Origin of the sequence: Marinomonas rhizomae, from assembly GCF_003315485.1 — a bacterium.
In the GTDB taxonomy this organism is placed as follows: domain Bacteria; phylum Pseudomonadota; class Gammaproteobacteria; order Pseudomonadales; family Marinomonadaceae; genus Marinomonas; species Marinomonas rhizomae.
In genome coordinates this window covers 103864-116506 of the sequence record NZ_QNSE01000005.1, presented here as the reverse complement: position 1 = coordinate 116506, position 12643 = coordinate 103864, and the positions used below count along the sequence as shown (strand labels likewise).

Sequence of the window (12643 nt, the reverse complement as noted above, 5' to 3'; positions counted from 1 at the left end):
AGTCCATTTGAGGGGCGCGATAGAATCAAAAGGTATGAACTGAGACTTTTTAAAATTCTGCTTTCGTTTATACATTAAGCGTAACGGATATGCTCGTAAAACTCAGACGGTGATGTGTCATGATGTGTAAGGATGGCTGTCTGTTTGTTGCGCTCTTTTACTGCTGTGATACAAAATGTAAAAGAGCTGACCTAATAGCGCGCTATTAGGTCGCATACTTTGTGTTGCGAAACCAATGTTATTGCGTTGGCAGAGAGGAAAAGAGGCGCTATTTTAACTTAGCGCCTTTGGCTGAATCGATGAGGTGCGACTCTGTTAGACTATCGCCACTGAGTAAGTCGAGCCATTTGCAAATGACGCTCTTGTTCTGCTTGATCAACTGTGATGGGAGTGAACTGGATAACATCTCCCGGCTTTTGTTGTGCCAAAATACTACCGCCAATACGAGTTACACAGCCTATTTTGGGATAACCACCGATGGTTTGTCTGTCTTGTAATAAGACAATAGGCTGGCCATCTTTGGGAATTTGAATGGCGCCATAAGCAATGCCTTCGGAGATAATTCCTTTCAGATTGGAATGTATCTCTTGCCCTTCTAAGCGATAGCCCATGCGGTCTGAATTTGATGACACTTTATAATCGCTAGAGAAAAAGTTTGCCCGTTCTAAAGAAGAAAAAGATTGGTATTGATAGCCCAAAATTACCGGTATTTCTCTATTGCCATAATTCGGTATCGCCAAGCGCGGTACTGATCGTTTTTCATGATCATGGTAAGCTTGATAGGCTAAGACGTCACCTTTTTGCAGCTTGTCGCCGTTACCTGTTAATCCACCAATTTTTTCACGTACCACGGTGGCAACGCTACCTAATGTCGGTTCACAGTGGAAACCGCCTTTCACCGCAAGATAAGCACGTAACCCCCAAATTGGCTGCTGGAAAGCTAACACATCGCCTTTTTTAATCGCGTAAGTTTGCCAAGGCGTGATGCTTTTGTCGTTCAGTGTCGCAGCAAGATCTGCACCTGTGATAGCTATGCTAGTGTCTGCTTGCGCTTCCAATGTCAACATGCCAAAGGTGATTTCTATTTCTGGGCAATTGCAGTCGTTGTCGAGTAGGGCATTGCCCCAGCGAAAAGCGACTTCATCCATTGGTCCACCTGTGGTTAGGCCGATAGACTGGTGCCCATGACGCCCCAAGTCTTGAACCAACGCTAATAAACCAGGTTTGATTACGTTAAAAGCCATCGAGCAGCCCTCCTTGCACTAAGAACTCATCCCGAGAAATAGGCTCGAATCGAACAGAATCCCCCATCGCAATAAGCGCGAGATTTTTACTGCCCCAATCAATCAAGTTGACAGGAGTACGTCCAATAATTTGCCATCCGCCTGGTGTCACACTGGGATAAACCGCCGTTTGATTTTCGGCTAATGCCACGCTGCCAGTAGGTACTTTTAAGCGAGGAGTGGTTTTTCGTGGTGTGTGAAGTTCATCTGGCGTATTGCCCAAGAAGGCGAATCCAGGCGTAAAGCCAATAGCATACGCTCGATAGGTTGTCTCGTGGTGGCGCTTAATCACTTCGTCGACACTCAGTTTGCAATGGTTGGCAACATCGTCGATGTCTGGAGCGACTTCTTTGCCATAATACACAGGAATCACCACTTCACGCTGATCTTTGACTGAAAAATCATTTGGATCAATGGCTTCTATGGTCTGGCGAATCGTTTTAAAAATAGCAAAGCGGTCGTAATGATCGTCGTCAAATACCACTAAAAGTGTGGTGTAAGATGGTACTAAATCCACAATGCCAGCCAACTGCACCAAGTGTTGTGTAACTTGGGCAATGTAATTGGAGGTTGGTTCGCTAATCACCTGACTAAAGGTCAACAAGCAGGACTGATTGCTGACCATTTCTATATTCGGGAAATCTTTACTGCTCATAATTTAGTTCGCGTTTGTCTTGTTTGGCTGATTGAGTTTTAGTCGGTCAACCAGAGTGCGAATACGCATAACTGCATCCAGCGCATGATCACCATCGCCATGCACACAAATAGTATCGGCGTGGATCGCTAGTTGCTTGCCTGAGGCAGTTGTTAATGTGCCGGTTTCACATAGCTGCTCGACTTGTTTCTCAATCAGTTCAAAACTGGCGTGAACGGCGTGTGCTTCTTTACGAGGCGTGAGTCGACCTTCGTCAGTGTATAAACGGTCGGAAAATGCTTCAAACCAAACTTGAATACCGTATTTTTCGGCCATGAGTTTGATCTGTGGCGCTTCCGGAACCGCCATGACCATGAGTATCAAGTGGTTATCCAGTTCACTAACGGCTTGCATAACCGTGTCTAATACGGTGAAATCCGCCATCATGGTATTGTACAAAGCGCCATGAGGTTTGACGTAAGTTACTTGAGTGTTTTGGCTTTCGCAGATGCCTTTTAACGCTCCGATTTGGTATTGAATTAGGGCTTTCAATTCCGCAGGTGCAATGTCCATGTTGCGACGGCCAAAACCGACCAAATCTGGGTAAGCGGGATGCGCACCAATGGTCACATTATGTTGTTTCGCTAAGGCAACGGTTTTCGCCATAGTCAGTGGATCTGAAGCATGGAAGCCGCAAGCAATGTTTGCTTGATCAACAAAGGGCATGATTTTGTCGTCTAAACCCATTTTCCAGGCGCCGAACGCTTCGCCCATATCGCAATTTAATTTCATGTTTGGTTCCTTGTGCTCATTTATGTATTAAGAGCTTAGTTTTGAGACATGGTGGTTGGTAAAAAAGTGACGATCTCAGGAAAAATACTGATCAACAAGATAGCAACGCCAATCAATAAAAAGAAGGGGAGAGCCGCTTTTGCTACATACAAAATATTTTTCCCTGTCAGGGCCTGAATGACAAAGAGATTAAAACCAACAGGTGGGGTTATTTGCGACATTTCCACCACTAAGACAATGAAAATACCAAACCATAGCAGATCAATATTTGCCGCTTGAACCATAGGTAAGATAACAGCCACAGTCAGCACTACCACAGAAATTCCATCCAAGAAGCAGCCCAATATCACGAACAAAACGGTGAGGTATAAGATCAATTCCATTGGCGACAAAGACATGCCAGAAATCCACAAGGCCAAAGCTTTAGGGATACCCAAAAAGCCCATCGCCAGCGTTAGAAAGTGTGCGCCAACTAGGATGAATCCAATCATACAGGAGCTTTTTACCGCACCTAATAAGCTGTCCATAAAACTATGTCGACTTAATGAACCTGTGAATGCGGCCAGTACCAAGGCTCCAGCCACACCAATAGCAGCGGCTTCGGTTGGCGTCGTAATGCCACCATAAATTGACCCCAAAACAAAGCCAATTAATCCAACGACTGGCAAGAGTTTACGCAAACCTTTGATGCGTGCCGACCAGCTGGTCTCGTGACCTGTTGTTTTGGGTAGCTCGTCTTTGTGTAGATGCCCCCAGATCATGGTAAAGCCCATAAATAGGGTGACTAATAACAAGCCAGGCAAAGCGCCCGCGATAAATAATCGAGCGATAGACACTTCGGCCGCGACGCCATACACAATCAAAATAATGGATGGCGGAATTAATAGTCCCAATGTGCCTGAACCTGCCAAGGTGCCGATAGCCATGCGATCGCTGTAACCTTGCTTGCGCAGTTCTGGCAAAGTCATGCGGCCAATGGTCGCAGCCGTTGCCGCAGAAGAACCAGACACCGCAGCAAAAATGCCACAGCTAAGAATATTCACATGCAACAATTTACCCGGCACACCGCCTAACCAAGGCGATAAACCTTTGAACAAATCTTCTGATAAACGAGTACGAAACAAGACTTCGCCCATCCAAATAAATAGCGGCAGAGCTGTGAGAGACCAAGCTGTGCTGGCTCCCCAGCTAGAGGTCGCGAAGAGCAAGTCGACCTGGTAATTTTCAGAAAGAATTAAGCCCAAACCACCAATGGCGATTAGCGTAAACGATACCCACACCCCAAGTGATAAAAGGGCGAGCATGGCAAACGCCAGTAGGATAGAAATCCACATCATATCCATTAGATTTCCTCCAAAGACAGGGCGTCTTCTTGTTCACTGTAAGCTGGCTTTTTGCCGCGTAGTACGGTGATTAAAGCATCTAAAATAGCAAGATTCAGCGCAATAACACCAATAGCCACAGGCAGTTGAGGAATCCACAGCGGAACCGGGATGTAGCCGTAGGATACTTCGTCATAAATATAAGATTCATACACCATATAACTACAGGCATAGGACAAATAGCTCAATAACGCTAAGGACAGGATTAGAATCATGCCTTCTTGAATCTTGCGAGGTAACGGAGAAAATCGTTGAATCAGCAAGGTGACTCGAATATGGCCGCCTTCACGGAAGGTATAGGCCAATCCAAGAAAGGTTGATGCCGCAAGTGCATAGCCTGCGAAGTCTTCCGCAGAGGGGACAATAAAACCGAATAAACGACCGACGATTTGTGCTAATAAAAGCGAGGTAATAATAACGATACACAAACCGGACAGCAGGCCAGAACAGAGGTAGAGTTTTTCTTTTAATTGGCTCATAGCGTTCACTTTTCTGAAGAGCAATTAGAGACCCCACCTAGCCTCCCCCTTAGCAGGGAGAGGAATTTATATACAGCATCTCACTTAGTACAGGGGTAAGTGCTCCCTCTCCTTATGTCTTTGAAAGGAGAGGGCTAGGGTGGGGGTTATGTATATCGCTAGTTATTTTTGGTAACGAGTCAGGATGGCACCAATTTCTTTTGGTGCTTCCGCTTTCCATTCTTCTGTCATTGTTTTGCCAATGGCTTTTAGTTCTTCAACTAATTGAGGTGATGGGTCCGATACCACCATGCCATTTTCAACTAAGGTTGCTTTGTCTTTCGCGGCGCGTGCTGCGATTTGAGTCCAGCCAGCGGCTTCCGCGTGTTTCGCGGCGTCCAGTACGACTTGCTGAGTTGCTTTATCTAGACGACGGAAAGAACGCTTGTTTACCACGACGATGTTTTTTGGAATCCATGCTTTTACATCTGTGTAGTAGTTCACGTAATCCCAAGCTTGGCTATCTACACCTGTTGACGGTGACGTGATCATAGCTTGGATGATACCAGTACTAAAAGCTTGAGGAATGTCTGGCGTCTGAATAGTCATAGGAGTGGTATTCATTAAATCAGCAAGACGAGATTGCGTTGGGCTGTAAGCTCGCATTTTTTGACCTTTTAAATCGGCCAAGCTATTGACTGGCTCTTTGCTATAAAGGCTCTGTGCTGGCCATGCCACGGTGTAAAGCAGCATCATGCCGTCTTTATCAAGTTCTTTGGCGATCGATGGTTTAGCCGCTTCCCATAGTTTTTTAGCATCTTCAAAAGACGTGGCTAAAAACGGGATATTATCGTGTTTATAAATAGGGTTTTCATTGCCTAAAATGCCTAAGAACATTTCACCCATTTGCACCTGCCCTGATTTTACAGAACGTGGGATCTCAGTATGCTTGACTAACGAACCACCAGAGTGAACCGTGATATCAAGGTCGCTATTGTCTTTGATTTCTTTTGCGAAGGTATAAGCAATCTGTGTTTGTAGGTTGCCATCACCGTAAGGCGTAGGCATGTGCCATTTTTCCGCAAAACTGGCTGTAGATGTCAGGCCGCCGATAGCGACACCACCAATGAGTAATGCGTTAGTAAGTTTTAACATAGTGTTTGTTCCTATTTTTGATGTTGTTCGTTTTTATTATCAATAATGATGGATTGTGCTTGCCCGCACGGTGCGGCTTCAATGATCTGACATTTTCATCTCCTAATAGGAGTTAGAAAACGGCGAGGTCCGTATCTAAAATATCTGTGACGAGCATTTTTCCGGGTGCATGAGTGATGCATATCGGTGGCTTTGCATTGCGAATGGCAACCTGAGGTGTAACGCCACAAGCCCAAAACACGGGAACCTCTCCTTCTTTAATGTTCACTGCATCGCCATAATCTGGTTTGTTTAAATCTGCGATGCCAATCTCTTGCGGTGAACCAAAATGTAATGGAGCACTGTGTGCTTTCGGGAAGCGAGTCGTAATTTGAATAGCACGAATGGCATCTTTTGGGACATATGGTCGCATGGTAACAACCGTGTTACCGAAGAAGCGTCCTGCAGGCACAGTGGCAATATTGGTTTCAAACATAGAAACATTCACGTCTTCTTCTATGTTTCTTGGCGTGAGTCCCGCTTGGGATAAAGCATGCTCAAAAGAGAAAGAGCAACCCAGTACAAAGGCCACCATGTCGTCTTGCCATAAGTCTTCAATATCTGAGCGACTTTCGACCTTCTCGCCATTGCGATACACATAATATTCAGGAATATCGTGGCGCATATCGATGTCATTGCCGAGCTCAGGCATCGTAAAATCGCCAACCTCCGAAACACCAATTAAAGGACAAGAAACAGGGTTTTTCTGACAATAAAGCAAAAAATCATGAGCCCAATCTGCAGGTAAAATCACCACGTTACCCTGCATTGCGCCTTGCGCTAAGCCGCTAGTAACGCCCGTATGTGACTTGTTACGTATCGCTTGTCGAAGTATCTGCGTCTGGTGTAATAAGCTTGATTGAGATTGAGAGTGCATTTTTTATCCTTATTTTTGCCTTATTAACTTCCTGTAAGAGTAGATCTAGCGACCAAGAAAAGTCTAATCGTGTTTTTTTGGGTGTTTTGATCAATTTTTTTTATTAAAACGATTTGTTTCTCTCTTCACTTTTCTGCGGTTTGGTTTTTTTGTCGTATTCTTTGGCGATCTGAAGAGCTAGCTGTGCGACTTGATAAACGGTATGGTCCCTTGGATCATTTAAATAAGACGCGGTAAAAATAAGATCCTCAGGCACCCAGCCAGGATCAAAAGAAATAAGACGGTTTGCTTCAATAAAGCGTTGCGCTAGCTGTATTGGTAACACACCAACGCCAATACCTGAGGCAATCATTTCAAAGCTAGTTGATAGAGATGTTGAAGGAAAAACTTGACCTACTTCTCGATAGCGTCGCATTAACTCAGACATGAGTTCTTGGTAAGGGCGAGAGAGTCTAGAGAAGGAAATAATAGGTGTGCTGCCTAGGTCCTTGTTTTCAGTTTGTGGATGACAGAACCACCCAAGCTCGAATGAAGGTAAGGTGATGTTTTCAACATTCCCTTCGGATAGTGGTCCCATTAGAAACACCAAGTCCATGTTTCTACTTAATAATTGATCGCGTAAGTTCATGCTTATATCGACAGAAAGTTCGACAACCAGCTTTGGATAATGCTTTCTAAGAGCGGAGAGAAATTCAGACAACCAAGATTGTGCAATGGTTTCTGCAACCCCGATTCTTAACGTGCCTTTTACTTCTTCTGACGGTGTTAATTCCGCTCTGATTTGTGACAAATAGCTTTCCACTCGCTCCGCGTGTGACCTTAACAGTAAGCCTTCTTTTGTCAGTACAACACCACTTTTTTGGCGATCAAATAGCTTAATACCTAGTTCTTCTTCCAACGCCGAAATTCGTGCAGAAACAGCTGGCTGGGATAAATTCATCTGTTGTGCGGCTCTTCGCACCCCACCTAATTTGGCGACCCAAAGGAAGGTTTTTAATTGATCAAAGTTCATTTAATGCACTCTTTATTTTTGCGTTGGTTATACAGGTGATCGGTTTTTTTTATCACTTTAGAAAGAAAATTGCGAATTGACTTTATCACTTCAGCGTTTAACACTGAACTTAGCCTATCTAAAGACGCTTTGTCTTTTGGGGTACATAAAAAAATTTGTAATCAACAAATTCACAAAGTAGGACACGAATATGACTAAGCAGAATATATGTAGAACGGGGATTCCTTTTGTTTTAGCTGGAGCACTTTTCGCAGGTAATACTTTTGCAGATGACTCTCTTTCTATTGTCGGTAGTTGGAGCAGCTTGCCGCTTTATAAACAATTTGAACAACCGTTTTGGACAAGTACATTGCCTAATGACAGTAAGGGCGATTTTAGTGTTTCTATGACAACACATGACCAGATGGGCATTGGTGGTGGTGATGTTTTTCGCATGTTGGGTGATGGTGTTTTTGATATTGGTATGACGGTTGGAGACTATGCCGTTGCTGACGCACCTGCATTAGAAGGGCTAGATGTCCCTCTATTAGCGAATACAGCAGAAGAAGCCCATAAAATGGTAAATGCGGCTCGTCCAATGGTCGAAAAAATCTATGAGACAGCCTTTAATTCGAAAGTGTTGGCTATTGTGCCTTACCCGCCTCAAGTTGTGTTTTGTAAAGCACCAGTGTCGTCCCTAGAAGATTTATCCGGTTTGAAAATTCGTGCTTCAGGTCGTATGACAGCGAAGTTCTTAGATGCTCTAGGTGCGCAAAGCGTCAATATTGGTTTTGGTGAAGTGCCTGGGGCGTTACAGCGTGGTGTGATTGATTGCGCTGTGACAGGGGCTGGATCTGGTTACAGTGCGGGCTGGTGGGAAGTGACAACGACTCTTATGACCTTACCATTGGGTGGATGGGATCCGGTGGTTACAGCAATTAATTTAGATAAATGGGATGACCTGTCCGCTGAACAGCAAACGTTTATCCAATCGGAAGTAGCAAATAAGTTTGAGAAGCCTGTATGGGCGGCAGCGCAAAGCGATCTTGATCAAGATGTGGCTTGTTTAACCGGTAATGGCGAATGCACTAAAGGGCCAAGCCATAGCATGACGTTGGTTGAGCCGAGTGACGCTGATTTAGCACATGCTAAAGATATTCTTACCTCAAAAGTATTACCTGATTGGGCGGATCGTGCTGGTAAGGACTGGGTAAAAGAGTGGAATAGCTCCGTTGGGAAAGTCGTTGGCATTCAAGTCGCTGTGGCTGGAGAGTAGTATCCATGATGCGCATTATTGATTGGTTAAAACGTATCAATAATGGAGTGGCGATTGCTGCAGGCCTAGTATTGCTGGCCTGCATTCTCCTCATTCTGGTTGATATTGTGTTGCGGGAGTTTGGCATCAGTTTTGGTGGCTCAGAAGAAATTTCTGGTTATGTGATGGCGTCTGTCTCTAGTTGGGGGATTTGTTATGCATTAACAGAAAAAGCCCACGTGCGTATTGATGTTTTAAGGAATAAAAGTAAGGCCGCAGGACGTTCAATTTCAGACCTTATTGCGCTATGTGCGACATCATTTGTAGCGATTTATGCTGCTTACTATGTGATTCCTGTTGTAGAGAAAAGCTTTAAACGACAGTCACTTGCCAATACGTCATTAGAGACGCCACTTATTATTCCTCAATCTATCTGGATGGCGGGGTGGATATGGTTTGCTGTCACTTCGTGCGTGTTGCTGGTTTGTGCTATTTGCTTGGTCATTCAGCGTAAACACAATCAAGTAGACGATATTATTGGCACGGGGACTGAATAATGCTTCCTTTTACGTTTTTTGGCCTTTTAGGCCTGCTCGGTTTATCGATTCCTGTTGGTATTGTGCTGTTTCTATTGGCGTTCGGAATTGACGAGTTTTTTAGTCCTTTTCCTTTAATGCGTGGTTTAGGCCAGGTTTTATGGTCTTCGTCAAATCACTCAACGCTTATCGCTGTGCCTTTGTTTGTATTGATAGGTGAAATTCTATTACGAAGTGGCGTTGCCCAGAAGACTTATGGCGCACTCAATGCATGGGTTTCTTGGCTACCGGGCGGTTTAATACACGCCAATATAGCCACCGCGACTATGTTTTCGGCGACATCTGGTTCATCGGTGGCGACCGCTGCAACAGTCGCAACCGTAGCGACGCCTCAAGCAGAAAAATTGGGCTACGACCAACGCTTGTTTACGGGTTCGATTGCGGCTGGTGGAACCTTGGGCATTTTGATTCCACCATCAATCAATTTGATTGTGTACGGTTTTTTAACTGAGAGTTCAATTCCCAAGCTGTTTTTAGCTGGCATTGTTCCTGGTATCAGCATGGCGCTGATGTTTATGATAGTGACTGTGATTATCTGTTCTATCTGGCCTCGCCTAGGGGGACCAAAACAACACAGCAGTTGGAAAGAAAAAATTGTTGCGCTGAAGTCTCTTCTGCCAGTGTTGGTGTTGCTGTTTAGCATTGTAGGTTCTATCTATTTAGGGTGGGCTACGCCGACTGAAGCTGCTGCTATTGGTGTATTGATATCGCTTGTGTTGGCCGTTGCATACAAGGCATTTTCGACCAAAATGCTGCTTGATAGTTTATCGGGTACGATCCGAATTACGGCGATGATCATGTTGGTGGTATTGGGGGCCTATGTTCTCAATTTCGCTTTGACGGCTGCGGGTGTAGGCCGCACGTTACAAGATCTCTTAACGGGTCTAGGACTTAGCGCGTTGACGACTCTGTTGATAATTGTATTGATGTATATCGTTTTGGGCTTCTTTATTGAAACGCTGTCGCTGATGGTGGCGACTATTCCTATTGTTGTTCCCATTATTGTGGAACTCGGCTACGACAAAATCTGGTTCGGTATCTTAATGATCATTCTGGTTGAGATGGCATTGATTACGCCGCCTGTCGGATTGAACTTATACGTTGTTAACTCTGCCCGGAAGAACGGCAAAATCTCAGATGTTGTCATGGGGAGTTTGCCTTACGTTGGCGTGATGATCTTGATGATTATTCTGCTTATTGCTTACCCAAGTATTTCTCTTTACCTACCTAATAATTTTTAAGGAATCTCATGTTATTTACCGTGAATGAAACTGCAAAACAAATCGATATCAAGCACTTGGTCATTGCAGGCTGGACTGCGCGAGACATGGCATCTGTTCAAGAGCATATTGATGAGTTAATAGAAATCGGTGTGACGCCACCTTCTGCTGTGCCATTATTTTACCGAGCATCTAACTTGCTAGTGACGCAAGATCCTATTGTTGAAGTATTAAGTGGTGATACTTCTGGTGAAGTTGAGCCATTAATTATTAAGGCCGAAGGAAAGCTATGGCTGGGTGTGGGTTCTGATCACACAGATAGAAAGCTAGAAGCGCATTCTGTTGCTCATTCAAAGCAAGTATCTGTAAAGCCTATTTCTTCCACTTTATGGGATTTTGAAGAAGTAGCGGATCATCTGGATGAGTTACTAATTGAATCTTGGGTAGACGAAGGTGAAGGTTGGGCTCAGTATCAAAAAGGTTCATTGGCGAACATTCGTCCTTTGACGGAGTTGGTTGAGAAAGGTAATTTGTCTGAAGGTAGTGCGATGTTATGTGGAACCTGCCCAGCGATTGGCGGTGTACGTCGTACAGAAAAGTTTCGTATGAGTATTCATGATCCAGTATTGAATCGTACTATTTCATGTGAATACATCACCAAAGAATTGCCAATAGTGAGCTAATGTATGACGCAATCAAAACCAGCGGTTTTTTCTTGGCAGGGACGAGAGTTGGTTGCTAAGTGGAAAGCTGCAGTAGATATTATCGATTTGAAAGGGCAAGCTGTTTTTACCGAGCTTTTTGAATATGTTGAACCTCAGCAAGGACCTTTGAACGGGGCGATTATTTCGATCAAAGATCTGTTTCAAGTGGAAGGTTATAAAACTCAAGCGGGTTCAGTATTTATTGACCCACAGCTGGCTGATCAAGATGCGGCTGCCGTTGCGGCATTAAGAAAAGCGGGCGCGAGTTTTTTAGGTCACACTAATATGACGGAACTGGCGTATTCTGGATTGGGGCTTAACCCTCACTACGGGACGCCAGATAACCCGATAAATGCGGGACGTATTACTGGGGGGTCAACCAGTGGTGGGGCGGCGTCGGTTGCCTTGGGTGCGGCAGATGCTACTTTGGGAACGGATACGGGTGGTTCATTGCGTATTCCCGCTGCGTTTTGTGGTCTGACTGGTTTTAAACCCTCGCAACAAAGCGTATCAAGAAAAGGCTGTTTGCCATTATCTGATGAGCTTGATTCAGTCGGTCCAATTGCTAAAACAGTAGAAGAGTGTGAACTGCTGTGGCAGGTGTTGTCTGGAGTGACATCGTCAGCGGATACATCAAACAGCACGGACTCTGCTCAGCTGAAACTAGTGGTACCAAGTAACTTTGGTATGAATGATTTAGATGCTCAAGTTGAACAAGGTTTTGCTGAAAAATTGGCTCGCCTTGAAGCCGCTGGCGTGGTGGTTGAACGACGCTTTATTGAGGCGCTAGAAACGTATAAAACTTTGCCGGTTTGGCAGTTTTCGGCGTTTGAATGTCAGGCGTTTTATAGCCGAGACTATGATCTAACAAGCGCAGATATTGATCCGCGAGTTGCTTCTCGTATTGCCCGTGCGAAAACTATTAACGCTGAGGATTTTCAGCAGACTCAAGCGGCTCGACAGGCTTTTATTCAACAAATGGCGGAGGATGAACCGAATACGGTTTTCTTATTGCCAACCGTTGCGGTGGTCGCGCCTAAATTGAGTGATTTAGAACACGATTCTGAATACGATCGTTTGAACCTTTTGTGCCTGCGTAATACTTCGTTAGCCAATGTTTTAAACGGCTGCAGTATTTCTTTACCTTTTCTCTCTGAGAATGAACCTATGGGATTTATGCTGACCGCGGGAAATGGTTTGGATCAGCAGATTCTTGAATTAGCCAAAGTATTTGAGCCGATTGTAACGTCATAATAA

At 44.6% G+C, this 12643-nt stretch carries 13 protein-coding genes; 5 read left to right on the top strand and 8 right to left on the bottom strand.

The features are described from left to right. Positions 1 to 320: 320 nt before the first annotated feature. The 8 genes from DFP80_RS07370 to DFP80_RS07335 form a co-directional block, all read right to left on the bottom strand. Complete coding sequence (locus tag DFP80_RS07370; protein ID WP_113916162.1) at positions 321 to 1244, bottom strand: 5-oxoprolinase subunit C family protein; 924 nt, start codon at positions 1242 to 1244, stop codon at positions 321 to 323. Continuing rightward, entirely contained in the window at positions 1234 to 1938 is a 705-nt protein-coding gene (gene pxpB, locus DFP80_RS07365; protein ID WP_113916161.1) for a 5-oxoprolinase subunit PxpB, read from the bottom strand. Before pxpB ends, DFP80_RS07370 begins: the two co-directional genes overlap by 11 nt. Before the next feature lie 3 nt (positions 1939 to 1941). Beyond that, entirely contained in the window at positions 1942 to 2709 is a 768-nt protein-coding gene (locus tag DFP80_RS07360) for a 5-oxoprolinase subunit PxpA (protein ID WP_113916160.1), read from the bottom strand. A 35-nt stretch (positions 2710 to 2744) separates the two neighbouring features. Then, positions 2745 to 4052: a TRAP transporter large permease gene (locus DFP80_RS07355; RefSeq protein WP_113916159.1), complete on the bottom strand. Its 1308-nt coding sequence runs from the start codon at positions 4050 to 4052 to the stop codon at positions 2745 to 2747. After that, on the bottom strand, positions 4052 to 4570 hold the full coding sequence (locus DFP80_RS07350) for a TRAP transporter small permease (protein WP_113916158.1): 519 nt from the start codon (positions 4568 to 4570) through the stop codon (positions 4052 to 4054). Before DFP80_RS07350 ends, DFP80_RS07355 begins: the two co-directional genes overlap by 1 nt. 162 nt (positions 4571 to 4732) lie before the next feature. Continuing rightward, entirely contained in the window at positions 4733 to 5704 is a 972-nt protein-coding gene (locus DFP80_RS07345; RefSeq protein WP_113916157.1) for a TRAP transporter substrate-binding protein, read from the bottom strand. A 112-nt stretch (positions 5705 to 5816) separates the two neighbouring features. Further along, complete coding sequence (locus DFP80_RS07340; RefSeq protein WP_113916156.1) at positions 5817 to 6620, bottom strand: putative hydro-lyase; 804 nt, start codon at positions 6618 to 6620, stop codon at positions 5817 to 5819. Between the two features lie 103 nt (positions 6621 to 6723). Next, positions 6724 to 7632, bottom strand: coding sequence for a LysR family transcriptional regulator (locus DFP80_RS07335; RefSeq protein ID WP_113916155.1), 909 nt, complete (start codon positions 7630 to 7632; stop codon positions 6724 to 6726). Positions 7633 to 7822: 190 nt separating this feature from the next. Here DFP80_RS07335 and DFP80_RS07330 point away from each other — a divergent pair, with 190 nt between their 5' ends. Genes DFP80_RS07330 through DFP80_RS07310 form a run of 5 tightly spaced genes read left to right on the top strand, consistent with a single transcriptional unit; the run spans position 7823 to position 12640 of the window. Further along, a complete protein-coding gene (locus DFP80_RS07330) occupies positions 7823 to 8887 on the top strand; it encodes a TRAP transporter substrate-binding protein (protein WP_113916154.1) in 1065 nt (354 codons plus the stop codon). A gap of 5 nt (positions 8888 to 8892) precedes the next feature. Further along, positions 8893 to 9423 carry a TRAP transporter small permease subunit gene (locus tag DFP80_RS07325; RefSeq protein WP_113916153.1) on the top strand — a complete coding sequence of 177 codons (531 nt, stop codon included), beginning with the start codon at positions 8893 to 8895 and terminating at the stop codon, positions 9421 to 9423. Next, positions 9423 to 10703 (top strand): TRAP transporter large permease, encoded by a 1281-nt coding sequence (locus DFP80_RS07320; RefSeq protein WP_113916152.1) that lies wholly within the window; start codon positions 9423 to 9425, stop codon positions 10701 to 10703. Before DFP80_RS07325 ends, DFP80_RS07320 begins: the two co-directional genes overlap by 1 nt. A gap of 8 nt (positions 10704 to 10711) precedes the next feature. Next, positions 10712 to 11365 carry a DUF2848 domain-containing protein gene (locus DFP80_RS07315; RefSeq protein ID WP_113916151.1) on the top strand — a complete coding sequence of 218 codons (654 nt, stop codon included), beginning with the start codon at positions 10712 to 10714 and terminating at the stop codon, positions 11363 to 11365. 3 nt (positions 11366 to 11368) lie between these two features. Further along, positions 11369 to 12640 (top strand): amidase family protein, encoded by a 1272-nt coding sequence (locus tag DFP80_RS07310; RefSeq protein ID WP_113916150.1) that lies wholly within the window; start codon positions 11369 to 11371, stop codon positions 12638 to 12640. The last annotated feature ends 3 nt before the right edge of the window (positions 12641 to 12643 follow it).